General features: G+C 72.1%; 20 protein-coding genes. 12 read left to right on the top strand and 8 right to left on the bottom strand.

Annotation, left to right across the window (positions count from 1 at the left end):
• Nucleotides 1-5: 5 nt before the first annotated feature.
• Entirely contained in the window at nt 6-1,595 is a 1,590-nt protein-coding gene (locus ACQP2O_RS49015) for an alpha/beta hydrolase (protein WP_433176629.1), read from the top strand.
• 154 nt (nt 1,596-1,749) lie between these two features.
• Here the strand turns inward: ACQP2O_RS49015 and ACQP2O_RS49010 are convergent, their stop codons facing one another.
• Nucleotides 1,750-3,063 (bottom strand): nitroreductase/quinone reductase family protein, encoded by a 1,314-nt coding sequence (locus tag ACQP2O_RS49010; RefSeq protein ID WP_433176627.1) that lies wholly within the window; start codon nt 3,061-3,063, stop codon nt 1,750-1,752.
• 495 nt (nt 3,064-3,558) lie between these two features.
• Between ACQP2O_RS49010 and ACQP2O_RS49005 the strand changes: the two genes are divergently transcribed.
• Both ACQP2O_RS49005 and ACQP2O_RS49000 read left to right on the top strand, forming a co-directional pair.
• Nucleotides 3,559-3,732, top strand: a complete 174-nt coding sequence (locus tag ACQP2O_RS49005) for a hypothetical protein (protein WP_433176625.1) — start codon at nt 3,559-3,561, stop codon at nt 3,730-3,732.
• Nucleotides 3,733-3,741: 9 nt separating this feature from the next.
• Nucleotides 3,742-4,572 carry a maleylpyruvate isomerase family mycothiol-dependent enzyme gene (locus ACQP2O_RS49000; RefSeq protein WP_433176623.1) on the top strand — a complete coding sequence of 277 codons (831 nt, stop codon included), beginning with the start codon at nt 3,742-3,744 and terminating at the stop codon, nt 4,570-4,572.
• A 60-nt stretch (nt 4,573-4,632) separates the two neighbouring features.
• On the opposite strand, the gene ACQP2O_RS48995 is transcribed toward ACQP2O_RS49000, so the two are convergent.
• Nucleotides 4,633-5,481, bottom strand: coding sequence for an ABC transporter permease (locus tag ACQP2O_RS48995; RefSeq protein ID WP_433176621.1), 849 nt, complete (start codon nt 5,479-5,481; stop codon nt 4,633-4,635).
• Nucleotides 5,478-8,120 carry an alpha/beta fold hydrolase gene (locus ACQP2O_RS48990; protein ID WP_433176619.1) on the bottom strand — a complete coding sequence of 881 codons (2,643 nt, stop codon included), beginning with the start codon at nt 8,118-8,120 and terminating at the stop codon, nt 5,478-5,480. Before ACQP2O_RS48990 ends, ACQP2O_RS48995 begins: the two co-directional genes overlap by 4 nt.
• A gap of 244 nt (nt 8,121-8,364) precedes the next feature.
• Between ACQP2O_RS48990 and ACQP2O_RS48985 the strand changes: the two genes are divergently transcribed.
• The 7 genes from ACQP2O_RS48985 to ACQP2O_RS48955 all read left to right on the top strand — a co-directional run bounded on the left by ACQP2O_RS48985 (nt 8,365) and on the right by ACQP2O_RS48955 (nt 15,546).
• Entirely contained in the window at nt 8,365-10,131 is a 1,767-nt protein-coding gene (locus tag ACQP2O_RS48985; protein ID WP_433176617.1) for a hypothetical protein, read from the top strand.
• A 46-nt stretch (nt 10,132-10,177) separates the two neighbouring features.
• Nucleotides 10,178-10,852 (top strand): response regulator, encoded by a 675-nt coding sequence (locus ACQP2O_RS48980; protein ID WP_433176615.1) that lies wholly within the window; start codon nt 10,178-10,180, stop codon nt 10,850-10,852.
• Entirely contained in the window at nt 10,849-12,315 is a 1,467-nt protein-coding gene (locus tag ACQP2O_RS48975; RefSeq protein WP_433176613.1) for an ATP-binding protein, read from the top strand. Before ACQP2O_RS48980 ends, ACQP2O_RS48975 begins: the two co-directional genes overlap by 4 nt.
• On the top strand, nt 12,312-12,968 hold the full coding sequence (locus ACQP2O_RS48970) for a hypothetical protein (RefSeq protein WP_433176611.1): 657 nt from the start codon (nt 12,312-12,314) through the stop codon (nt 12,966-12,968). Before ACQP2O_RS48975 ends, ACQP2O_RS48970 begins: the two co-directional genes overlap by 4 nt.
• A 2-nt stretch (nt 12,969-12,970) precedes the next feature.
• Nucleotides 12,971-13,483 (top strand): hypothetical protein, encoded by a 513-nt coding sequence (locus ACQP2O_RS48965; protein WP_433176609.1) that lies wholly within the window; start codon nt 12,971-12,973, stop codon nt 13,481-13,483.
• Between the two features lie 17 nt (nt 13,484-13,500).
• Nucleotides 13,501-14,046, top strand: a complete 546-nt coding sequence (locus tag ACQP2O_RS48960) for a hypothetical protein (RefSeq protein ID WP_433176607.1) — start codon at nt 13,501-13,503, stop codon at nt 14,044-14,046.
• A gap of 309 nt (nt 14,047-14,355) precedes the next feature.
• Complete coding sequence (locus ACQP2O_RS48955; RefSeq protein WP_433176605.1) at nt 14,356-15,546, top strand: SecDF P1 head subdomain-containing protein; 1,191 nt, start codon at nt 14,356-14,358, stop codon at nt 15,544-15,546.
• On the opposite strand, the gene ACQP2O_RS48950 is transcribed toward ACQP2O_RS48955, so the two are convergent.
• The 5 genes from ACQP2O_RS48950 to ACQP2O_RS48930 all read right to left on the bottom strand — a co-directional run bounded on the left by ACQP2O_RS48950 (nt 15,547) and on the right by ACQP2O_RS48930 (nt 21,385).
• Nucleotides 15,547-16,347, bottom strand: a complete 801-nt coding sequence (locus ACQP2O_RS48950; RefSeq protein WP_433176601.1) for a crotonase/enoyl-CoA hydratase family protein — start codon at nt 16,345-16,347, stop codon at nt 15,547-15,549.
• Between the two features lie 46 nt (nt 16,348-16,393).
• Complete coding sequence (locus tag ACQP2O_RS48945; protein WP_433176599.1) at nt 16,394-17,425, bottom strand: 2-oxoacid:ferredoxin oxidoreductase subunit beta; 1,032 nt, start codon at nt 17,423-17,425, stop codon at nt 16,394-16,396.
• Nucleotides 17,422-19,260: a 2-oxoacid:acceptor oxidoreductase subunit alpha gene (locus ACQP2O_RS48940; protein WP_433176597.1), complete on the bottom strand. Its 1,839-nt coding sequence runs from the start codon at nt 19,258-19,260 to the stop codon at nt 17,422-17,424. The genes ACQP2O_RS48945 and ACQP2O_RS48940 overlap by 4 nt, the downstream gene beginning before the upstream one ends.
• Before the next feature lie 255 nt (nt 19,261-19,515).
• Nucleotides 19,516-19,656: a putative leader peptide gene (locus ACQP2O_RS48935; protein WP_433176595.1), complete on the bottom strand. Its 141-nt coding sequence runs from the start codon at nt 19,654-19,656 to the stop codon at nt 19,516-19,518.
• A gap of 190 nt (nt 19,657-19,846) precedes the next feature.
• Nucleotides 19,847-21,385, bottom strand: coding sequence for a hypothetical protein (locus ACQP2O_RS48930; protein ID WP_433176593.1), 1,539 nt, complete (start codon nt 21,383-21,385; stop codon nt 19,847-19,849).
• A gap of 778 nt (nt 21,386-22,163) precedes the next feature.
• On the opposite strand from ACQP2O_RS48930, the gene ACQP2O_RS48925 reads away from it, so the two are divergent.
• Together ACQP2O_RS48925 and ACQP2O_RS48920 are read left to right on the top strand one after the other, a co-directional pair.
• Nucleotides 22,164-23,063 carry a DUF559 domain-containing protein gene (locus tag ACQP2O_RS48925; protein ID WP_433176591.1) on the top strand — a complete coding sequence of 300 codons (900 nt, stop codon included), beginning with the start codon at nt 22,164-22,166 and terminating at the stop codon, nt 23,061-23,063.
• 140 nt (nt 23,064-23,203) lie between these two features.
• Nucleotides 23,204-23,575, top strand: coding sequence for an NADH-quinone oxidoreductase subunit A (locus ACQP2O_RS48920; protein WP_360902993.1), 372 nt, complete (start codon nt 23,204-23,206; stop codon nt 23,573-23,575).
• The last annotated feature ends 27 nt before the right edge of the window (nt 23,576-23,602 follow it).

Raw genomic sequence — 23,602 nt, 5'->3', positions numbered from 1 at the left:
TGAGAATGCCGATCGACCACACTTCGACCGAGCCTCGACATCCCGCCAAGCGCCGGTTCCTACGGCCCGCCACCGCGGTCTGGACGGCCGGCCTGCTCGCCGCCGTCTCCATCCCCGTCGCGTTCTCGCAGGCGGACGGGCAGGTGGCCGCGACGACCGCATCGTCGGCTCCCGGGCTGACGTGGCGCTCGTGCGACGGGGGCTTCCAGTGCGCCACGGCGCGGATCCCCCTCGACCACCGGAACCCGCGCGGCAGGACCATCAGCGTCGCCGTGATGCGGCACCGGGCGACCGACACCGCACACCGCATCGGCTCGCTGTTCGTCAACGGCGGCGGCCCCGGCGCGCAGCTCGCGGGCTTCACCGCCGCCTACGCACACGTCCCCTCGACCTGGCGGGCCCGGTACGACATCGTCGCCTTCGACCCCCGAGGCTTCGGCGAGAGCACCGCCGTACGCTGCTTCCCGACGACCGAGGCGGAGAACGCGTTCCTGTCCGGAGCGCCGATCGGCTTTCCCGTCGGGGCGCGGGAGACGTCCGCCTGGATCGGTACGTGGTCGCGGTTCGCCGCCCGATGCACGAAACGCGACCCCGACCTCATCCAGCACGTCAGCACGGCCGACGTGGCTCGCGACATGGACCTGCTGCGCCAGGCCGTCGGCGACCCGGTGCTCAACTACGTCGGCCTGTCGTACGGCTCCCTGCTCGGCACCACGTACGCCAATCTCTTCCCGGCCAAGGTCGGGCGGATGGCGCTGGACGGCAACGTCGGCCCGGTCGCCTGGACCGACGGGAAGAGCGGGCTGCCGAGCTTCGTGCGCGAGGGCAACGACCAGGCGTCCGCCGCCGTCCTCAAGGACTTCCTGGACCTGTGCGGCAAGGCGTCCACGGCCGCGTGCGCCTTCTCCGCGGGCGGCCCGGCGGCGACGCGCGCCAAGTACGACACGCTCCTGCGCCGACTGCGGCAGCACCCGGTGACCATGGGCACCCCGCCGGACACGCAGACCTGCGGCTACGCCTGCGGGGTCCTCAGCCTTCCCCTGGGCAACGTGTCCATGTGGCGCGAGGGAGCCGACCTGCTTCAGCAGATGTGGGAGAAGTCGTCCGGGCGAACCACCTCAGCCGCCGTGGCGAAGAAGGCCGGGACCGCCGCCCCCTACGCCGGGCGGGAACAGTTCCTCGCCACCGTCTGCTCCGACAGCCCCAATCCCCGTGACCCGCACGCCTACGAGGCCGCCGCGCGGCTGGCCTACGCCAGGTCCGGACCGTCGGCACTGGACCCGGCGTGGGCCACGGAACCGTGCGCGGGATGGCCGCTGGGCAAGGACCGCTACGCCGGACCGTGGAACCGGCGCACGGCCAACCCCATCCTGCTGCTCAACAACACCAAGGACCCGGCCACGTCCCACCGGCAGGCGGTCACGGTCTCCCGGACCCTCGCCCGTGCCCGCCTCCTGACGGTCAACGGCTACGGGCACACCGTGTTCTCGAATCCCAGCACGTGCGCCATGGAGCACGAGACCCGCTACCTGCTGACCGGCGCCCTGCCACCGGCCGGCACCGTCTGCAAGCAGGACGTCGTCCCCTTCTCCTGACGTACGTCCGCACGGCGGGGGCACGGTGTGCTCCCGCCGCCGGCCGTACGATCGCTATCGACGCGATCAATCCGGCGACGGCCGCCCTCGTGACCGGCCGCGGCGACCGGCGGATGTGTTCCGCCGGTCGCCGCGTTCGCGCTACCGGTCCGCGCTACCGGTCCGCGCCCAGCCAGGCGGACAGGCGCTTCAGGAAGGTGACACCCACCGGGAGTTGCGGGTCCGGCAGGACCGCGATGTGGAACGCGTGCGGCATGCCCTCGTAGATGTCCAGCGTGACCTCGACGCCCGCTTCGGCCGCCGCCTCGGCGTAACGCCGGGAGTCGTCCAGCAGGGCCTCGACGCCGCCGACCACCAGGAGCATGCGTGGCAGGCCGGCCAGGTCGCCGTGGATGGGCGACTGTGGTGCCTGGTCGTTCGGTCGCCCGTTCAGGTACTGGCCGATGACGTGCTCCAGGACCTCCCGGCCGACGACGTCCCGGCCCGCCGGGGCGTCGATCGACGGGTTCGTCAACGTGAAGTCCGTGATCGGTGAGACCGTCACCACCGCGCCCGGGAGCGGCACGCCCTCCGCGCGCAGCGTGAGCAGCATCTCCAGTACGAGAGTCGCGCCCGACGACTCACCGAACAGCACCGTCCGTTCGGCCGGTACGCCCTCGGCCAGCAGCGCGCGGTACGCGGTGACCACCTCGTCGTGCGCGACCGGGAAGGGATGCTCGGGGGCCAGCGAGTAGTCCACGTTGAACGCCGGGCGGCCGACCGCCTTCGACAGGTGGTAGGCCATCGGGTGCTCGAACTCGGGCATGCGCTGCTCGAAGCCGCCGCCGTGCACGTACAGCACGACGCCCGCCTCCTGCGGCGCGCGGCCCGAGGCGTTCGCCCAGCGGCCGGGCACGGGCAGCGCGAACGGCTCGGCGGTGTCGGCGCCGGGCGGCAGCGGCGGCGGGCCCGCGCTCAGCGAGGTGAGGACGGTGTCGAAGGTGTCGGGGCCGGTGACGCGGTTGACCCTCAAGCGGTCCTCCTGCCTCTGCGAAGCGTTCAGCACGAGTCGCGCATCATCGCCGTCCAGGTGCAGCGCGACGACGGGGATGATCCGTGCGGTATTCCGCTGGTACTGAGCCCAGCCCGGGTCGGACTCGACGGCGCGTGCCCAGATCTCCTCGCGCTCGGCTCCCTCGAGCACGACCGCGTCGGCTTCCAGCGTGAGCTGGCCGGTCTCGACGGTGACGCGGGGGTCGGCCACCAGGTTGTGGTACCAGGCCGGGTGCCGATCCGCGCCGCCCGCCGACGCGATCACCAGCAGCCGGTCGGGGTCGGACAGGAAACCGACGGGGGTGGTGTGGGGGCGGCCGGTGCGCGCGCCCGTCGTGGTGAGCAGGATCAGCCGGGCCCCCTCGAACATGCCGCCCACGCGCCCATGGTTGGCGCGGAACTCCTCGATGACCTGCTGATTGAACGGTGTGGTCAAAACTCTCCTTCGCTGCGTTGCCGCATGACGGAATGAACGACGAACGAATGGCGGAAATGGCGCGCCCGTTCGACGAACGGCAGCGGCGAAGCAGCGAAAGGCGACGGCCCCGAGGGACGACGGGCGCGGGTGATACGACGCGTTCAGCTCACGGCGTTCGGGAAACGGCGCTCAGGCAAGGGCGCAGGCCAGGAACGACGCGAACGGCGTCGGATGCGGCTAGGCGCGATCCATGCGGTAGGCGGCCACCTGCATCATCCCCTTCGGGCTCTCCCGGTGCTCGCCTACTCGTACGCGGTCTGGCCTGCTGTCCTTCGTCAGGGCACTCTTGCGTACGCCACGCGGCACCGACGACATTCAACGCAGAACCCGCGCCGCACGTCAAGAAGCCATCAGAGCCCACACGCGGTCGGCCATCGCGCCGCGATACTTCCGCCGCCGTCTCGTCCGGGCACACGGCCGTATGAAACGCTCCGGGAAGGGGAGGAGGGACGAATGGACGTCCTGATCAGAGACGCCGTGGACGCCTCGGTGATCGCCGAGCTCCTGACACAGCTGGGCTACCCGTCGACCGTCGAGGACGCCACTACCCGGATCGCGGAGTGGCGGGAGAGCCCGCTGACCGCGCCACCGGAAAAAGCCCGTGAAGGCCAAGACGACGGTCACTAGGGTCACGTCATGGTGATCTTTGGCCCGGCCGTCGACGTTCGTCCCCTGTTCCCGCGTGAACGGGAGGCCATGCTCGAGCTTCTCCGCGCGCTGGGCCCCGCCGATTGGGCCAGGCCGACCGTGTGTCCCGGCTGGGATGTGCACGATGTCGTCGGTCATGTGCTCAACGACTTCACCCGCCGGCTGTCCGGCGGCCGTGACGGGTACGGCGGCGCGGTGTTCGCCGATGACGAGACGCTTCCCGTCTACCTGGCACGCGTCAATGAGGAGTTCGTCCGGGCGTCCCGGCAGCTCAGCCCGCAACTGATGATCGAGCTACTGGCTCACCTGGGGCCGCGGCTGGACGCCATGTGGGCGGCGCGGGATCTCCTGGCCCCTGCCGACGTGAACGTGTCCTGGGCCGCCACCGACCTGGACAGCCCCACCTGGCTCGACATCGGCCGTGAGTACACCGAGTTCTGGGTCCACCAGCAGCAGGTGCGCGACGCCGTCTCCATCCCGGGTGCCACCGAACCCGGCCTCATGGCTCCGGTGCTGGACGTCTTCGCGCGCGCCCTGCCGTACACCCTGCGGACGCACGACCGGCCGGACGGCACCACGACGCACCTGGAGGTGGTCGGACCGGCGGGCGGACAATGGGGCGCGGTCCGGCAAGGCGGGCGATGGCGGATGGCCGAGCCCGCCGGGGAGCCGGCCGCGCGCGTCTCGATGGACCAGGACACCTTCTGGCGGCTGGCGACCAGAGGCATCACCGTGGAGCAGGCCCGCGGGCGCTCGACGGTGAGCGGCCACCCGGAGCTCACCACGGCCGTCACGGCACTGCTCGCGGTCGTCGCCTAGCTTGCCTCGAAGCCGCGCAGGAGGACAGCGGGGTTTCGAGACAGGCCCTGGGGTCCGGGGTCAGCTGACGATGTCCTTGGCGCGGAAACGGCGGACGGCCAGGGCGATGAACACGGTGGCGTACGACGCGGACAGGGCCGTGCCCTTGAGCATTCCGGTCCATTCCAGGTGAGGTTGAAGGGCGTCGGTCCAGGCGAACATCCAGTGCGTCGGCAGGAACTCCCGCCAGTGCCCGAGTGCGGTGACCGCGTCGATGATGTTGCTGACGATGACAAGGCCCACCGCGCCGCCGACCGCGCCGAGGGGCGAGTCGGTGGTGACCGACAGCAGGAAGGCGAGCGCCGCGACGACGAGCTCCGAGGCCAGAATGTAGCCGACGATGATCAGCATCCGGGTCAGCGCGGTGTCGTTGGGCAGGGCGACGTCGCCGGCGGGGACCCGCAGGCGGGCCCAGCCGAAGACGTAGATCCCGGTGATCATCGCCATCACGGGCAGGCTGACGACGGCCAGTGCCGCGTACGCGAGGGCGACGATGAGCTTCTGGCGCAGCAGTCGAGCGCGCGGCACCGGGGCGGCGAGCAGGTAGCGCAGGGATGCCCAGCCCGCCTCGCTCGCGACGGTGTCGCCGCAGAACAGCGCCACCGCGACCACGAGCAGGAAGCCCGCCGACGCGAACAGCGTGAACGCGGTGAAGTTCAGCGCGCCGGCCGTCGCGACCGTGACGAGCCCGGGGGTGTTGGCGTCGTTCCCTGACGGCGAGCCGCCGATCTTGAACGCGGCGGCGAGCACCCAGGGCAGGACGAGGAGCACCGCGAAGGCGAGCCAGGTCCGGCGCCGACGGAACTGCCGGACGGCCTCGACGCGCAGCGGCAGCGTCCGGCGCCTGCGGTAGGCGAGATCTTCGCTCACGAGCTCTCCCCGATAAGGGCGAGGAACGCGTCCTCCAGGCGGCGGTGGGGCATCACGCGGTCCACCGGGACGCCGGCGGCGACGAGCGTCGCGACGACGGCCGACGGCGCGGAGCCGTTCAGGTGCACCAGGACGCCGGGGTCGTACGGCTCCGCGCCGTCGACGCCCTCGAGTACGGTCAGCACGCTCATGGCGCGGTCGACCTCCGGGGTGCCGATCAGGACGGAGCCGTCGTGGCCGGCGATCTCGGCGACGGGGCCGGCGGCGACGAGCGTGCCGCGGTGCATCACGACGACGTCGGTGCAGGTCTGTTCGACCTCGGCGAGCAGGTGACTCGAGATGATGACGGTCCGGCCCTCGGCGGCGTACCGCACGAGGACCTCGCGCATCTCGGCGATCTGCGGCGGGTCCAGGCCGTTGGTCGGCTCGTCGAGGACGAGCAGGTCGGGCAGGCCGAGCATGGCCTGGGCGATGGCGAGCCGCTGCCGCATGCCCTGGGAGTAGGTGCGGACGGGACGGCGGATCGCGTCGCCGAGCCCGGCGATGCGCAGAGCCTCGTCGAGGTACGCCTCGCCGCGTCCGGCGGCCTTCCAGTACAGCTCCAGGTTGTCGCGGCCGGAAAGGTGGGGCAGGAAGCCGGGTCCCTCGACGAACGAGCCGAGCCGGGACAGCACCGGCGCCCCGGGGCGTACGGGCTCGCCGAAGATGCGGATCTGGCCGGCGTCGGGGTGGATCAGGCCCATGAGCATGCGGAGGGTGGTCGTCTTGCCCGCGCCGTTCGGGCCGAGCAGGCCGCAGACCTGTCCGGGTTCGACGCGGAAGGACAGGTCGTCCACGGCGAGGTGGCCGTTCTTGTACCGCTTGGTCAGCCCGGCGATCTCCAGCGGCACCGCGGGGTCGCCGCGCTCGCCGCCGCGTCGGCGCCGCCCGCGCCCGGTGGCGACCAGTGCCACGGCCGCGGCCACGGCGATCGCCGGGAATCCCCAGACCCACCAGGGCAGCGGCGTCGGTGGCGTGCGCAGCGCCGGGTCGACGGGGACGGTCAGCGGGGAGTCCACGGACACCCGGTACGAGGCGGGTCGTGCCGGTGAGGCGTATCCCATGTCGGTGGTGCCGAAGACCACGCGGATGCGGTGTCCCTGGTCGAAGCGGTGGTCCATGGGTGGCAGCGCGACGTCCGCCGTGCCGGTGACGTTCAGGGGCGCGGCGAGGCGGCGGGCGGGTTCGGCCTGGCCGTCCGGCCCGACGTCGTACACCTTCGCGAACAGCGTCGCGGGGCCGCCGGCGACCCGGACGCGTACCCGCGCCGACCCGGTCAGCTGCACGGGCGCGTCGAGCGGCTCGGTGTCGAACGCCGCCGACTGGCCGGGCATGTCGAGCTGGACGCCGCCCGTGCCCAAGCCGCTCACGCCGCCGAGCGCGCCGAGGCCCGGCAGGGTGGAGATCGACGCTGGGGAGCCGCCGGCCGGGTTCTGGATCGTCTGCTCCTGCCCGTCGAGCGGGAGCGTACGGCGGGCGGTCCCGGACAGGCCGGGGTAGCGGGGCGCGGTCGCGGCGGTGACGACGACGCGCTGGGTGGAGGAGTCGATGCCGCCGGTACGGGTGACGGTGAAGCCACCGGATGCCGACCCGGACCCGCCGGACCCCGACCCGGATCCGCCCGAGGCCGACGCGGGCCCGCCCTTCAGGTAGCGGTCGAACCAGCCGGTGACGAGGCCGCGGATGCGCGCGGTCTCCGGGTCGCCGCCGTCGTGACCGCCCTGGAACCAGACCACCTTGACCGGTGCGCCGGTGACCGCGCGGGCGTTGCCGTCGGCCTGGTCGAGGGGGAACAGAGAGTCCGCCTGGCCCTGGACGAGGAGCGTGGGCACGTGGATCCGGCCGGCCACGGACGACGGGCTGGACCGGCGCAGGGTCGCGACCGCCTCCGGTGTGGGCCGCCCGGTCTCGGCGACCTTCTGGTACATCGCGCACAGCGACGGCAGGAATCGTCCACAGGCTGTGGACGACGCGCCGCCGGTGAAGAAGACGCCCGCCCAGACCTTCTTGAACACGCCATTCGCGGCGCCCTTGCCCGTGGCGTCGGGGAACAGCGAGTCGGCCAGGTCGTACCAGGTGATCTGCGGGGCGATGGCGTCGATACGCCGGTCGTACGCGGCGGACAGCAGGCTGATCCCGCCGCCGTACGACTGGCCGGCGAGCCCGACGCGGGGATCGCCGGGGCCGTCGAGGCGCACCTCCGGACGGCGGGCCAGCCAGTCGATCAGCTGCCGGACGTCCTTCACGTCGTAGTCGGGGGAGTCGAGGGTGATCTCGCCGTCCGAGCGGCCGAAGCCGCGCGCCGACCAGGTGAGCACGGCGTACCCGTGCCGTGCCAGCCGCTCGGCCTCGTCCCGCGTGTCGTCCTTGCTGCCGCCGAACCCGTGCGCGAGCAGCACCGCCGGGGCGCGCCCCCCGCCGGCCGGCGCGAAGAACGTGGTGTCCAGGCCGACGTGCTGGTCGTTCTTCGGGCCGTCCACGACCTGGATGCGCTGGTCGAACGTCCGTACCCGCGGCGTGTCGCCCGACGCCGCCCAGGTGATGCCCCCGGCGACCGCCGCCACCACACCGACGACCGCCGCCCACCGTCCCCGCCTCATGAGCCAGACCCTAGGGCCTATCTCGAAGTCCCGCTGTCCTACTGCGCGGCGTCCAGGCGGCGCCTCGCCGCGTTGTCGTCGGTCGCCAGCCAAACCCGGGCTGACTCCCTCCTCCGCCTTGCGAGGCGCCGCCTGGACGCCGCTCGCTACGGACGGGGACTTCGAGACAGGCCCCAGCGTCGTGTAACAGAACGCGGACATCGCGCGGACGACGCCATGACACTCGCTCGCGATCTTGGTCGGCATGACCATTTCCAGCACTCTCGACGTCCGGACACCGGACCGGCCGCGGCCGTCGCCGTCGGTCCGCACGCGGCGGCCGTCCTGGCCGCTGCTCGTCCTGGCGGGCTGGCTGGCCCAGGTCGGCATCCGGCTGGTCCTCGCCGGTGGGCAGAGCGTCCCGGCGGCGTTCCCCGACGAGAGCGGCTACCTGCTGGCCGCGCGGTGGCTGGCGGGCGGTCCGGGAGGCGACCTGTCGGGCAGCACCTTTTACCAGGGCGGGTACCCGCTGCTGGTCAGCCCGGCGTTCTGGCTGAGCCACGACCCGCAGACCTGCTACCGGATCGTGCTGGGGATCAACGCCCTCGTCGGCGCCGCGATCTTCCCGCTGGCCGTGGCCGCGCTGCGCCGGATGCGGCTGCCCCGGCCGCACGCGTACGTGCTCGCGTTCGCCGCCGCGCTGCTGCCCGCGGCGACGGTGTTCGGCCCGCTCGCGCTGACCGACGCGGTGCTGCCGGTCCTAGTCCTCGGCTGGCTGCTGGCGCTGCACTCGTTCGTCCGCGCCTGGTTCCAGGAAACGGACGGGCGGCGCGTGGCGGTGGCCGGTTCACTGGCGAGCCTGGCGGCGGCCTACACCTACACGACGCACGCGCGCGGCACCGTGATCCTCGCCGTGCACCTGCTCGTCGTGGCGGGAGTCGTGACGTACGGTCTCGTCACGCGGCGTCCGGCGGTAAAGGCGGCGCTGGTCTCGGGGGCCGTCGCCTTCGCCGCGGCGGCCGCGGGCTGGGCGCTGAACGGCGCGGTGCGGGCCGCGCTCTATCCGCACGGCGTCCGCGACCTCGGCGGGCTGCTCTCATCGCGGCTCACCACGGTCGGCGGCCTGGAGTGGGCGGTCTTCGGCGCGGCCGGGCAGATCTGGTACCTCATCGTCGCGACGTGGGGCCTGGCGGGGATCGGGCTGGTCGCCGCCGCCCGTACGCTGTGGCGGCGCTGGAGCGACCCGGACGCCCGGGTCATGTCCGGAGTGCTGCTGGCCGCGACCTTCGGAACCGCCCTGGCCTCCTCGGCGGCACTGCCGGACGAGCACCGGGTCGGCAACTACTTCTACGGCCGTTACCTGGCGTGTCTCGCCGTGGCGCACGCGCTGTGCGGCCTCGCGGTGCTCATGCGGCGGCGCCGGTCCAGCGTCGGGTACGCCCTCGCGGCGGGCGTCGTGTGCGCGGGGGCGGGGCTGTCCGCCGCGGTCTACGCCGGGGACCGGCTCACCGACTACAACTTCATCGCCTTCGACTTCCCCGAGACGTGCTTCCTGACCTGGGACTGGACGTCGCTGCGGCTCGGCACGGCATCCCTGGCGGCACTCGCGCTGCTGGGCGTCCTGGTCGCCGTGGCGTACACGCCCCGCTCGGCGTGGACGATCGCCGTGGGGCTCGCGGCGTTCAATCTCGTCGCCGTCAGCGTCATCGCGAAGCCCTGGCTGCCGCCGCGTGAGCCGATCTTCCGGGCCGGTCCGGGGTACGGCAAGGTGGCGGTCGACGCGAGCCTGACGTGGCGCGTGTGGGTCCGGCAGGCGTACCAGGTCTGGTGGACGCCGCTCACCTTCTTCCAGGCGGCGAACGGGCAGCCGCCGGCGGGGACCTGCATGGTGATCGTGCCGGTGACGGGTGGTGCGACGCCCGCGACGTCGTGGCCACGGCACCCCGTCGGCTGGCGGGTCACGGCCTCCGGAACGGCCCCCGCACCCTGGGCGGCCTGGAAAAGTTCGTCCTGTCACAGAGTTGTGACATGATCCTTTTGTTCTGACCGCTGCGCCGCCGGTCCTGATAATGGGCCCCGTGGCGACAATCTTGCTGGTCGAGGACGACCCTTCCGCGCGGGCGGCTCTGGAGTTCGCGCTGTCCCGGCTCGGACACTCCGTGACCGCCCGGGAGACCGGCGAACTCGGGCTGGAGCAGGTGCGCGCGCAGCGTCCGGAGCTCGTCATCCTCGACGTCATGCTCCCGGGCATCGACGGGGTCGAGGTCTGCCGGCGGATCCGCGCCGAGGACTCGCTGCCGATCATCCTGCTCACCGCCCGCAGCGACGACATCGACGTGGTCGTCGGCCTGGAGGCCGGGGCCGACGACTACGTCGTCAAACCGGTCGAGCCGCGCGTGCTCGACGCGCGGCTGCGGGCGGTGCTGCGCCGGGTCGAGCGCGACCCGGGGGATCGTTCCACCTACGGCGACCTGGTCATCGACCGGGGAACGATGAAGGTGCGGCGGGCCGGCCAGGACGTGCACCTCACCGCGACCGAGCTCCGGCTCCTCCTCGAGCTGTCCCGCCACCCGGGACAGGTGCTGACCCGCCAGCAACTCCTCGCCTCCGTCTGGGAGCACGACTTCCTCGGCGACTCCAGGCTCGTGGACGCCACCGTCCAGCGCGTCCGGTCGAAGGTCGAGGACGTGCCGTCCCGGCCGAAGTTCATCGAGACCGTACGCGGCTTCGGCTACCGCTTCGTCGCCCGATGATCGGCCTGCGCACCCGGCTCGTCGCGGCGTTCGCCGCCGTGGCGCTGCTGGCCTCGGCGATCACCGCGGGGATCGCCTACTGGCTCGTACGGCTGGCGGTGCTCGAACGGGTGCAGAACGCCGTCGTCAACGACGTGCGGACCACCCTGGCCCAGACCGTGCCGACGCAGTTGCCCGACATGACGCTGACCGCCGACCTTCTCCAGCCGATCAGTGACGCGCTGGCCCGGCAGACCGACCGCCAGTCCTGGGTACTCGGCAACGAGCCCGGAGGATGGGCCACGAGCGGCCCGAGATTCCCCCATCTCCGCATCCCGCCCAAACTGATCGCCGCGGTCCGCGGCGCGGGCCGCCACGACGAGCTCGCCCGGCCGCTGCGAGGACAGCAGATCTACTTCCAGCGGATCAGCTTCCACGGCATTCCGTACCTGGTCGTCGGCACGCCGGTCTACCTGCCGACCACCAGTTCGCGCGTCGCGAGCCCGATCGAGGCGTACGTCATCGTGAGCCTCACGCGAGAACGCGACGACCTCGACCGGATGGCCACGGCGGTCGCCATCGGGGGCGGCGCGGCCGTCTTCGTGGCCCTGTTGCTCGCCCTGCTCGCCGCGCGGAGCGTGCTGCGGCCCGTCCGGCGGCTGGCCGCCGCCGCCCAGGGACTGGGCGCGGGAGACCTGCACGGGCGGGTCGAGGTCCGGGGCCGCGACGAGCTGGCGCGCCTCGCCCGGATCTTCAACTCCAGCGCCGAGGCCCTGGAGGCCAGCGTCACCGAGCTGCGCGACATGGAACGCTCGGCCCGCCGCTTCGTGGCCGACGTGTCCCACGAGCTGCGCACGCCGCTGACCGCGATGACCGCCGTCACCGACGCGCTGGAGGAGGAGGCCACCGGCAGCGCCGCGACGGCCGCCGGTCTCGTGGCGGAGGAGACGCGCCGGCTGCGCACCCTGATCGGTCACCTGCTGGAGATCAGCAGGTTCGACGCCGGGGCGGCGGCGCTCGTTCTGGACGACGTGGACGTGTCGCAGCTGGTCCTGCAGAGTCTGCGGCTGCGCGACTGGCAGGAGAAGGTGGAGACAGACCTCGTCCCGGAGCTGCGCGCCCGCGTCGACCCGCGCCGCTTCGACATGATCCTCGCCAACCTGGTCGGCAACGCGCTCAGGCACGGCGAACCTCCGGTCACCGTACGGCTGCGCCGCTCGTACGTGCCGAACGGGCCCGGCATCCGGCTCCGCGTCTCCGACAGCGGTCCCGGCATTCCCAAGGACGTGCGCAAGCACGTGTTCGAACGGTTCTACAAGGCCGACGCCGCGCGGACGCGGAGCGAGGGCAGCGGCCTGGGCCTGGCCATCGCCCGCGCCAACGCCGAGCTGCACGGCGGCGAGCTGCACCTCCTCGACACGGACACGGACACGGGCACGACGTTCGAGCTGTGGCTCCCCGACATCCCGGCGGAGACCGCATGACGCCCGCACGGACCCGCCACGACCTGCCGCCCGCGCGGGTCCGCCAGGGCCTGCGGCTGGCGCGGTTCCGCCACGGTCTGCCGCCTGCGCGGGCCTGCCACGGTCTGCGGCTCGCGCGGGTCCGCCAGGGGCTGCGGCTCGCGCGGGTCCGTCACGGCTTGCCGTTCGTACGGGTCCGCGATGGTCTGCCGCTGCTCGCCGGGCTTCTCGTCGCCGCCTGCGGGGTGCGGCCGACCGGCGTGGTGGGTGCCGGAGATCCCGCATTGGCGCAGCAGGCCGTGCCGCAGACGACCGTCTACCTGGCGCGGCAGGGACAACTGGTGCCGGTACGCCGGGTCGCGCTGCCCAGCACTCCGCAGGCTGCGTTGACCGCGCTGTGGCAGGAGGGTCCCAGGGTGTCGGAGGCCGCACAGGGGTTGTCGAATCCGCTGGCGGACCTCAAGGAGTTCGATGTCGTTTTCAATACCAGCATGCCTGGGGCCCTCACCGTCTTCTTCTTGTCCGGCGGGCCGGTGTCGGACCTGCTTCGCGCGCAGATCGTGTGCTCCGGAGCCGCCCAGCCCGGCGTGCGGCTCGTGCGGCTGATCGACATCCACACCGCCCACGTCCAGGCGCCGAAATGCTCGCACTTCAGCCGATACCTGGCGGGTTGATCATGAGAGACCGAACGAGGCGAGCCCTGCGTTGTGTGGTCCCGCTCGTCGTGGTGGCGCCGGTGGCGGCCTGCGGGGTGCGGCCGACCGGGGTGATCGGTTCCGGAGCGCCGGTCGTGGCTCAGGAGGCCGTCCCGCAGACGACCGTCTACCTGGCCCGGGGCGAGCGGCTCGTCCCGGTGCGCCGGGTCGCGTTCCCCGGCGCCCCACAGGCCGCGCTGATCGCCCTGTGGCAACAGGGCGCCAAGGTTCCGGAGGACCCACAGGGCATGTCGAATCCGCTGGCGGAGCTCGACGAGTTCCACGCGATCTTCAATAGGGGAGATCTCGCACCGGGAGTCCTGATGGCCTCGTTCTCCTCCGTCCGGCCGGTGACGGACCTGCTCCGGGCCCAGATCGTGTGCTCCGGCACGGCACAGCCCGGCGTCCAGCGTGTCCAGCTCGCCGAGCAGGGCGCCTCGGTCCTAGGGCGACCGCTGCGGTGTTCCTCGTTCCGTCGATACCTGGCCGGCTGACCGCGGAGGGAGACCGAATGAGACAAGTCCTGCGCTTCGTGGTCCCCGTCGTCCTGGCCGCGCTGGTGACCGCCTGCGGGGTGCGGCCGACCGGGGTGATCGGCGCGGGGGAACCGGCCGTGGCCCAGCAGGCCGTGCCGCAGACGACCGTCTACCTGGCCCGCAGCGAGCGGCTCGTCCCGGTGCGCCGCGTCGCGTTCCCCGGCGCCCCACAGGCCGCGCTGTACGACCTGTGGAGCCGCGGGGCGACGTCCACGGAGGTCGCGGGCGGCATGCGCAACCCCGTCGACGACATCAGCCTGCTCGACATCACCTTCCACGAGGGCCTGCTCGTCGTCGACTACTACCGCGACACGCCACTCTCGCGCCTGATCATGGCCCAGATCGTGTGCTCCGGGACCGCCCAGCCGGCCGTCCGCCGGGTACAGCTCGTCGGCTGGACGTACAAGGGCCCCGGCGATACCCAGCCCAGCTGGGACTACCAGAATCCTCCGCCGGGCTGGGCGATCAACATCTCCCGCGAGCGGAAGTGCTCCCAGTACGCCGACCTGATGGGGTCGTGACCGGAGCGCGGGCGGCAGTTCACGCCCGGCCCAGGACATGAAGGAGTCCAGGACTTCCGGGCGTCGTCGGGGCTCCCCGCGGGGCGAGGCCGGGCCGTGCTTTCGGCGGCTACCCGGACAAGACCAGCGAAAACATGGGATGGTCGTCCCGGAGCGATCGAGCGGGACCCCGCCGGCGAGACGGAGGAGGGCGGGGAGACGGCGCCGACGACCCTGGCGCGCCGGGCCTTCCCCATGATGCGATTGACTTAACGATGACCTGATCCAGGCGAGACTTCCGCCCGCCCCCCACGCGGAGGAGACGACACCTTGAGGTTCGCGGTTCACCGGTCCGCCCGCCGACCGGCCTCCCCGCACGGGCACTCCCCGGAGCCGGCCGACGACGCCGAGGCCGGACGCGCGGCGCCACCTGCCCCGGAATCGACGGGCCGCGCCGAGACCGCCCCCGCGCGGGCGAGCGGTGCCGGGACGGGCGCCACGCGCCCGCTGCCCGCGTCCTCGTCCGCTCCGGCGCCGGCGAGCGGTGCCAAGACCACCGGGCCTGCCGTGGGGACGGCGGGCGACGCCACGCGGCCGCTGCCGCCGACTCCGGCCCCCATGCCGCCGGTTCGCGCCGACACGACAACCGCCGGCGGCGGCGAACCGTCCTCCACGGGGGAGGATCGGAGGTCGGTGATGCGGATCGGGCGGCGCGGCGGCGGTCGGTCGGATCGTGGCCCGGCCGAGGGTGCCACACGGGGCACCGGCGGCAGGTCGGCCGCGGGGACCGCGCGGCGTGGCGGCTCACGGCCGGGGCTGATCGCGATCGTCCTCATCCTGTGGCTGATCATCGCCGCGATCGCGCTGACCGGGACGCTCATCGTCGCGTTCTCCCAGGAGCACCCGGCGAAGTTCCCCGCGCCGCTGAAGATCTACCCCGTCACCCAGCAGCTCACCGGCCAGCAGTGCCCGGCCGGCGTGCAGGGGATCGCGGGCCAGAGCAGTATCGGCCCCGTCTGCTACGAGCTGGCGACCGGCATCACCATCAAGCGGGTGAACGACATCCACGTCGAGCGGGCCAAGGCCGGCGGATACGCCGTCTCCCTCAGCCTGACCCCCGCCGACGGCCGGGCGCTGAAGAACCTCACCCGCAACGCCGCGGGACGGGCGTTCGCGCTGACCGTCCGCGAGCAGGTCGTGGCCGCGCCCCGGGTGGACGCCCCCATCACCAAGGGGCGGGTGCTCATCACCGGCAACCTCACCCGCAGCGCCGCCGAGGACATCGTCGCCCGTCTCAAGGACGGAAAGGCGGTGCCGGCGCCCTCGCCGGCGCCGACCTGGCAACCTCCGGCGCCGACCACCCAGCCCACCGCGCCGACGACCCCTCCGACGGGGCCGTCCACCACGGGGCCGAACCCGACGACGACGTCCCCGAACTCCTCGACGACCTCGCCCACGCAGTCGGCGACCCCGGGCGCGACCACGAAGACGACGGCCTCGCGGACACCCCTGTCGGTCTGATCAGCCGTCGAACGAGCCGTGGCGGCCCACGCCGTCGCGGAACCGCTGGACGTCGGCCAGGCCGGTCTCCCCGAACACGGACCTGCCGTGCCGGAACTCATTGGAGATCGCGGCGTCCTCCTCCAGCCCCTGTTGTTCGATGAGGGACATGCGGTCGTGCCGGAGGCAGGCCTGCGGGAACGCGGCGATCTGCGCGGCCAGCTCCTCCGCGGCCTCCCGCGCCCGGCCAGGCGGCACGACGCGGTTCACCAGGCCCATGTCGTACGCCTCGGGCGCCGGAACGGCACGGCCGGTCAGGATCAGGTCCGCCGCCCTGGACACGCCGATCAGGCGCGGCAGGCGTACGGTGCCGCCGTCGATGAGGGGGACGCCCCAGCGGCGGCAGAACACCCCGAGGACGGCGTCCTCCTCGGCGACGCGCAGGTCGCACCAGATCGCGAGCTCGAGCCCGCCCGCGACGGCGTGCCCGCTGATCGCCGCGATGACCGGTTTGGACAGCCGCATCCGGGTCGGGCCCATCGGGCCCTCGGCGGCGTGGGACACGTCGTGGGCCGACGCCCCGGCGCTCGGCGCGTCGAGCCGGTTGCCGCGCTCGGTGCCCAGCGCCTTCAGGTCGGCACCCGCGCAGAACGTGCCGCCCTCACCCCACAGCACGGCCACGCTCGCCTCACCGTCGGCGTCGAACGCGCGGAACGCCTCGGCCAGCGCACGCGCGGTCGGCCCGTCCACGGCGTTGCGCACGTCGGGACGGGCCAGCACCACCGTTGTCACTGGCCCCTGCTTTTCCACCCGCACGCTCATGACACCGAACGATTCCATGATTCGCGTGCGGGTGGAACGGTCTGGGTCAGTCGATGCGCCAGGTGTCTCCGCTGCCGAGCAGGGCGGCGAGGTCGCCCGCGCCCTGCTGGGCGATGGCCTCGTCGATCTGCGTGCGCATCAGCTCGTCGTACGACGGGCGCTCCACCTGCCGGAAGATCCCGATCGGCGTGTGCTCGAACGTCGGCGAGTCCAGTCGCGACAGCGCGAACGCGAGCGACGGGTCCGGGTTCTTGGCGTCGTGCACCACGATGTCCGGGGAGTCCGCCGGCACGACCTCCAACGAACCGGAGGCCGACCGCCGCAGCGCCTTCTCGCCCTCGGCACCGAACACGATCGGCTCACCGTGCTCCAGCCGGACCGTCACGTCGTCGCGGGTCTCCGGGTTCTTCAGCGGCAGGAACGCGTCGTCGTTGAAGATGTTGCAGTTCTGGTAGATCTCCACGAGCGCCGTGCCGTTGTGCTGGGCGGCCTCCCGCAGCACCGACTGCAGGTGCTTGCGGTCGGAGTCGATCGTCCGGGCCACGAACGACGCCTCCGCGCCGATCGCGAGGGAGATCGGGTTGAACGGCGAGTCCAGCGACCCCAGCGGCGTCGACTTGGTGATCTTCCCGACCTCCGAGGTCGGGGAGTACTGGCCCTTGGTCAGCCCGTAGATCCGGTTGTTGAACAGCAGGATCTTCAGGTTGACGTTGCGGCGCAGCGCGTGGATCAGGTGGTTGCCGCCGATCGACAGCGAGTCGCCGTCGCCGGTCACCACCCACACCGACAGGTCCGGGCGCGAGGACGCCAGCCCGGTCGCGATCGCCGGGGCGCGCCCGTGGATCGAGTGGAACCCGTAGGTGTTCATGTAGTACGGGAACCGCGACGAGCAGCCGATGCCCGACACGAAGACGATGTTCTCCCGCTTCAGGCCGAGCTCCGGCAGGAAGCCCTGCACCGCGGCGAGGATCGCGTAGTCACCGCACCCGGGGCACCAGCGGACCTCCTGGTCGGTCTTGAAGTCCTTCGCGGTCTGCCGCTCGGGGTCCTTCGGAACGAGGGCGAGAGGGTCGCTCATGAGTTGATCACATCCCGGATGACGTCCGCGAGTTCTTCGGCCTTGAAAGGCAGGCCGCGGACGCGGTTGTAGCCGATCACGTCGACGAGGTAGCGACCGCGCAGGATCAGCGCGAGCTGACCCAGGTTGATCTCCGGCACGACCACCTTGTCGTACGAGCGCAGCACCTCTTCGAGGTTGGCCGGGAACGGGTTCAGGTGGCGCAGGTGCGCCTGCGCGACCTGCTCTCCGGAGTTGCGGATGCGGCGTACCGCCGCGGTGATCGCGCCGTACGTGCCGCCCCAGCCGAGCGCGAGCACGCGCGCGTCGCCCGACGGGTCGTCGACGGCCAGCGGCGCGATGTCGCGGGCGATGCCGTCGATCTTCGCCTGGCGCAGCCGCACCATCAGGTCGTGGTTGTTCGGGTCGTAGGAGATGTTGCCGCTGCCGTCGGCCTTCTCGATGCCGCCGATGCGGTGCTCCAGCCCCGGCGTGCCCGGCACCGCCCACGGCCGCGCCAGGGTGTCCGGGTCGCGCTTGAACGGCTGGAACTCCTCCTCGCTCGCCTGCGCGAACGCCGGCTCGATCTCCGGCAGCGAGTCGACGTCGGGCACCTGCCACGGCTCGGAGCCGTTCGCGAGGTAACCGTCGGACAGCACGATCACCGGTGTGCGGTACTTCACCGCGATCCGTGCCGCCTCGATGGCGGCCGCGAAGCAGTCCGACGGCGTACTCGGCGCCACCACCGGCACCGGCGCCTCGCCGTTACGGCCGTACAGCGCCTGCAGCAGGTCGGCCTGCTCGGTCTTGGTCGGCATGCCCGTCGACGGGCCCGCCCGCTGCACGTCGATGACGATCAGCGGCAGCTCCGTCGCGACGCCCAGGCCCACCGTCTCGCTCTTCAGCGAGATGCCCGGACCGGACGTGGTCGTCACACCGAGCGCGCCGCCGAACGACGCGCCGAGCGCGGCGCCCACCGCCGCGATCTCGTCCTCGGCCTGGAACGTTCGAACCCCGAACCGCTTGTGCTTCGACAGCTCGTGCAGGATGTCGGAGGCCGGCGTGATCGGGTACGAGCCGAGGAACAGCGGCAGCCCGGACCGTACACTCGCGGCGATCAGCCCGTACGCCAGGGCCATGTTGCCGGAGATGTTGCGGTACAGCCCCGGCGGCAGCGTCGCCGGCTTCACCTCGTACGACACCGAGAACGACTCGGTCGTCTCGCCGTAGCTCCAGCCCGCCTGGAAGGCCGCGATGTTGGCCTTCATGATCTCTGGCTTCTTGGCGAACTTGACCTCGAGGAAGCGGACCGTCGCCTCGGTCGGCCGGTGATACAGCCAGGACAGCAGACCGAGCGCGAACATGTTCTTCGCCCGCTCCGCGTCCTTCTTGGAGATGTCGAAGTCCTCGAGCGCCTTCACCGTCATCGACGTCAGCGGCAGCGAGTGCACGCGGAATTCGTCGAGCGAGCCGTCCTCGAGAGGGTTCGCGGCGTACCCGACCTTGGCCAGGGCGCGCTTGCTGAACTCGTCGGTGTTCACGATGAGGTCCGCGCCGCGCGGCAGGTCACCGACGTTGGCCTTCAGCGCAGCGGGATTCATCGCGACGAGAACGTTCGGCGCGTCACCCGGCGTGAGGATGTCGTGGTCGGCGAAGTGCAGCTGGAAGCTGGACACGCCGGGCAGCGTGCCGGCCGGCGCGCGGATCTCGGCGGGGAAGTTGGGCAGTGTTGACAGGTCATTGCCGAAGGCGGCCGTCTCCTGAGTGAAGCGGTCGCCGGTCAGCTGCATGCCGTCACCGGAGTCACCGGCGAAACGGATGATGACGCGGTCGAGTTGCCGGACCTGTTTGGTCACAGAGCAGGACCTCCTCGACGCGCGGCACTCGGGCGGAGGGAGGCATCCGCGTCCGACGTGCCACTTAGGCTTACCTTCATGCTACGTCCCGGATCACATGGATATTTCAACATCGGCCGTTAGAGCCTTGCTTGTGAGATGCGTCGCAGCGCCGAGTGATCCGCCCCGTCGACGTCCCCGACCGTACTGATTTCCCAGGTCAGGGCATGGCCATGCATGCGAAGGCGCCTCGGCGCGCCGCGAGAGACGGCCGGATCAGGCCGCCGATCCCGAACACAGGGCGCTCGCCGACCGGCAGAGGTCGACGTGCAGCCGTGCGAAGAGCAGGAGTCGGGACACGTGCCGAACTATAGGGCCTCGCCCTGGGCCCTCCCCGAAGCGGGTCGGCCACGGCATGTCACCGGGCGCGCCGGACCGTCGGCATGAGGCCGACGGTCTGCGGCATCGCCGGCATGAGGCCGAATCGCCGGCATGAGGCCGACGGTCTGCGGCATCGCCGGCATGAGGCCGACGGCCCTGCGAGGACGTCGAGGTCGCCGCGGTGCGGCGGCCCCGGCCGTCAGGGCCGCCGCGCGCCGGCCCCGTTTCAGCCGGTGCGCTGCTCCTGCGCCAACTTGCCCAGCAGCCCGTTCACGTCCGCGGAGGAGTTCACGGTCGCGTCGAAATTCGCCTTCGCGTGGACGGTGAACCGTCCGTTGTGCGACCGGTACCAGGACGACCAGTCCCCGCCGCTCGTCCGGCAGGAGAGGCTCGTCTGGCGATTCACGCTCGTCGACACCGCGTCCGTGCACGTCGACACGGTCCCCCCGCCCCCGCTGAACGCCACCTTCATCGTGACGTGGACGGCCCCCGAGGAGTCGCTCACCGTCGACGCGCGGATGTCGGCCCGCACCGTACAGCCCGACTCGCCGCAGCTGCCGAACTGCACCTTGCTGACCGGCAGCACGGTCAGATCGGGATCGTAGGCGTTCGCCAGACCCTGCACGTCGCTGCGGAGCCCCGTGAACACCGTGGCGATCGAGCCTGCCGGCACCGCGCTGACGTCGAACCCGTATCGCTGCGACCCCGAGTAGCCCTCGACCCGGAGCAGGCGACGCGGTTCGCTCTGGGTGATGTAGTACGTCCGAGGACCGGTCCTCATCTTGATCGCTTTGACGCCGTCGACCCTCGTCCGTACGGCGAGTGGATCGTTCATCGCCCCCCGGAGCGCGGACGCGAGCCGGGCCGGCGACAGATCGGCCAGGTTCAGCCTGGCGAGATCGTCGGGAGCCTTCGTCCACTTGCCGTCCGCCTTGGCGGCCCGGTCGGCGGACAGCCCCTGGGCGGCCCAGAAGGTGCGGTCCGCCTTGAGGTAGGTCGTCCCGCCGACGTCGAGCCGCGTGACCTGCGACCCGCCCGCCGTGTAGGTGCCGCGCACGCTCCCCGCCTTCGTGACGCTGAACGTCGACTGCCCGCCGTCGTACGTCCCCGTCAGGGTCGCCCCGGCCGCCTGGCCGAGCGCCTGACCGGCCTTGTTCGCGGCCTTGCCCGAGGTCGTCTTCGGGTTGTCGTCCGGGCCGCTCAGCGCCACGACGGCGATGACCGCCAGCAGGACCAGCAGCGCACCGCCCCCGGCCAGGACCGCGATCAGCGGGCCCTTCGACTTCTTCGCCGGCTGCGGCCCGAACCCGTACGGCTGTGGAGGGACACCCCACGGCTGCCCCCCGCCCCAGCCCGGCGGCCCGCCCGGCTGCCCCGCGTACGGCCCGGAGCCGCCGGGGATCCCCGGGTAAGGCGTCGTCGGCCCGCTGGGGTTCTCCGCGTACGGCCCAGGCCCACCGGGGCCACCCGGATACGGCGCTGGCCCGCTGGGGTTGTCGGCGTGGGGCCCGGGTCCGGTTTGGCCGCCTGGGTACGGCGCCGGCCCGCTGGGATGGTCCGCGTGGGGCCCAGGCCCACTTTGGGCGCCCGAGTACGGCGCCGGCCCGCTGGGGCTCTCAGGGTGAGGCCCGAAGCCGCCTGCAGCGCCGGGTGCGCCGACGGCTCCCAGCGCGCCGGGATAGGCCGACCCCTCAGGCGGTCGCTGATCCTGGCCTCCGCCCGGCGGCTCGGGCGGCCGCCACGCTGTTTCCTTCTCAGGAGGCATGGGGGAATCGGGACCGCCTTGCCACGCCGTGGTCTCCGGGGGCGCCACTGACGGCTCGGCCTGCCCGTCCTGGCCGGGCCACACGCCGGTCTCAGGGGGCGCCGTCGATGGCCCGGCCTGCCGGTCGTAGCCGGGCCAAACGCCAGTCTTAGCGGACGTCGCCGCCGACTCGGTCGGGCCGCCCTGGCGCGATGACTCGGACGGCTCGGGGGAATCCTGCGCCTGACCCGATGTTCCGGCCGGTGCCGAGTCGGCCGGCTGCGCCGGGCCTTCGGTCTGCGCCGACGGCTCCGGGGAGTCCGGTCGGTCCGGGCTCGATCCTCCCTCTTCAGGGGACGACTCGCGGGGTGCGGACGGTGCGCTCTGCTCCGAACCTTCGGCCTGCGCGGGTGGATTCGCGGCCTCCGCTGCTTCCGGCGGTTCGGTGGGCGCGGCCTCCTGCGGTCGATCAGGCTGTTCCAGGTCCGGCTGTTCGGGCAACGGCCCCTGAACGCCGTCTCGATCCGTGCTCAATGAAGTCCCCTGTATCCGTTCGTCGCCGTGACCCTATGTTTGTGCCTGATCGCCGGACAAGGCGGGGAAGCGGTTCTGTTACCCGCTCGATGCCCGTACGCACGTGTCCGGCCGCCGCGCACCCCTCTGCCGCTGTCGGGCGGCCGTCGACGAGGCGGGGCCGAGGCCCCGCTGCCCTGACCGTCCGGCGCGTTCTCCCGATGGTTATCCACAGCCTGTGGAGAAGGGTGGTGCCGGTCGCGCGGCTGCTGAAGGCTCTCGAGGTATGGACCCGGTCACCTTCATCTCCCGAAACGGCGGTGCGGTCACGCTCGCCCAGCTGATCGGCCAGGTAGGCCGTCGTTCGTTGCACCGTGCCCTCGCCGAGGGCCGGCTCGTCCGTCCGTTCTGGGGCACCTTCGCGTTACCCGGCACGCCGCGCGCCGTGGTCGCCGCGGTTCGGTACGGCGGCGTCGTGTCGCACGGTTCGGCCGCGCTGCTGTGGGGATGCCGGATGCTCCGGTCACCGGACGCCTGCCACGTGACGGTGCCCGCCACGAGCCCGAAGCGGGCGACCGACCCCGGGGTGCGGCTGCACTACGCCGATCTGCCGCCGGACGAAGTACGGGGCAGCGAATGGTCGCTGACCTCGCTCGCCCGTACGGTCGTGGACTGCGCGCGCACGCTTCCGCTCGGGGAGGCGGTGGTCGTCGGTGACTCCGCGCTGCGTCGCGGTTCGGCGCGCGTCGCCGGAGCGTGCGACGGGGTGAGCGCCGATGAGCTGTCCCGCCGCGCCGACGCCTTGTGCGGCCCCGGATCGCGGCGGACCCGCCGCGCCCTGCGGCTCCTGGACCCACGGGCCGAGTCGGTGCTGGAGTCGCTGTTCCGGGTGCTCGTCCACCTCGCTGGCCTTCCACCGCCGGCGACGCAGGTGCGGCTCCTCGACGGGCGGCTGACCGTCGACTTCTACTGGCCGTCGGCCCACGTGGTGGTCGAGGTGGAGGGATACGAGACGCATTCCGGCCGGTCGGCATGGCTTGAGGACTGCCGCCGCCACAACCGGCTGGTGGCCAACGGCTATCGGTCGCTGCGCTTCACCTGGGAGGACGTGCTCTATGGCCGGGACTACGTCGTGGAGACGCTGCGCGGCGCGCTCGAGCAGACCGACGTGCCGAAGACCGGGTGAACGTGATCGGCGAGCGGCTTCGCAGTCTGATCGTGCGGGCCGTTCGCCGAGCATTTCGCTCGCCGCCGTCGGGCCGTCCCGTCGCGTCGGCACTCGAAGGACGGTCGTGGAGCGGGGCCGATCGGATTACGCTGATCCCCATGCACGGCTATTACGGGAACTACCTGATGGTCGTCGTGCTGTTCGTGATCGGTGGTGCGATCGTGGGCGGCGCGCTCCTGGCCAACCGGGCATTGCGCCCGCATCGGCCGACCCGGGAGAAGCTCACGACGTACGAGTGCGGTGTCGATCCCGTCGGCGAGGGATGGGCGCAGTCGTACGTCCGTTACTACGTCTTCGCCTACCTGTACGTCGTGTTCGCGGTCGACGCGGTCTTCCTCTTCCCCTGGGCGACGGTCTTCTCCGCCAAGGGGTACGGCTACGTGACGCTCGGCGAGATGTTCGTCTTCCTCGCCTTCATCGCCGCCGGCCTCGCGTACGCCTGGAAGAAGGGCGTCCTGAGCTGGGTCTGACCCGTCCAGGCGGTCGGCCGTCAGCCC

It is taken from the genome of Actinoallomurus sp. CA-150999, assembly GCF_050942425.1.
In the GTDB taxonomy this organism is placed as follows: Bacteria; Actinomycetota; Actinomycetes; order Streptosporangiales; family Streptosporangiaceae; genus Actinoallomurus.
Note: the sequence above shows the minus strand (reverse complement) of the source record. Positions and strands in the feature narration are given on the sequence as shown.

Coding starts and splice junctions, on each gene's coding strand:
- ACQP2O_RS49015 (WP_433176629.1), top strand. CDS start 6: ATGCCGATCGACCACACTTCGACCGAGCCTCGACATCCCGCCAAGCGC.
- ACQP2O_RS49005 (WP_433176625.1), top strand. CDS start 3,559: ATGGACGTCCTGATCAGAGACGCCGTGGACGCCTCGGTGATCGCCGAG.
- ACQP2O_RS48985 (WP_433176617.1), top strand. CDS start 8,365: ATGACCATTTCCAGCACTCTCGACGTCCGGACACCGGACCGGCCGCGG.
- ACQP2O_RS48975 (WP_433176613.1), top strand. CDS start 10,849: ATGATCGGCCTGCGCACCCGGCTCGTCGCGGCGTTCGCCGCCGTGGCG.
- ACQP2O_RS48970 (WP_433176611.1), top strand. CDS start 12,312: ATGACGCCCGCACGGACCCGCCACGACCTGCCGCCCGCGCGGGTCCGC.
- ACQP2O_RS48990 (WP_433176619.1), bottom strand. CDS start 8,120: ATGAGGCGGGGACGGTGGGCGGCGGTCGTCGGTGTGGTGGCGGCGGTC.
- ACQP2O_RS48920 (WP_360902993.1), top strand. CDS start 23,204: ATGCACGGCTATTACGGGAACTACCTGATGGTCGTCGTGCTGTTCGTG.
- ACQP2O_RS48960 (WP_433176607.1), top strand. CDS start 13,501: ATGAGACAAGTCCTGCGCTTCGTGGTCCCCGTCGTCCTGGCCGCGCTG.
- ACQP2O_RS48945 (WP_433176599.1), bottom strand. CDS start 17,425: ATGAGCGACCCTCTCGCCCTCGTTCCGAAGGACCCCGAGCGGCAGACC.
- ACQP2O_RS48930 (WP_433176593.1), bottom strand. CDS start 21,385: ATGCCTCCTGAGAAGGAAACAGCGTGGCGGCCGCCCGAGCCGCCGGGC.
- ACQP2O_RS49000 (WP_433176623.1), top strand. CDS start 3,742: ATGGTGATCTTTGGCCCGGCCGTCGACGTTCGTCCCCTGTTCCCGCGT.
- ACQP2O_RS48925 (WP_433176591.1), top strand. CDS start 22,164: ATGGACCCGGTCACCTTCATCTCCCGAAACGGCGGTGCGGTCACGCTC.
- ACQP2O_RS48935 (WP_433176595.1), bottom strand. CDS start 19,656: ATGCCGTGGCCGACCCGCTTCGGGGAGGGCCCAGGGCGAGGCCCTATA.
- ACQP2O_RS48965 (WP_433176609.1), top strand. CDS start 12,971: ATGAGAGACCGAACGAGGCGAGCCCTGCGTTGTGTGGTCCCGCTCGTC.
- ACQP2O_RS48950 (WP_433176601.1), bottom strand. CDS start 16,347: ATGAGCGTGCGGGTGGAAAAGCAGGGGCCAGTGACAACGGTGGTGCTG.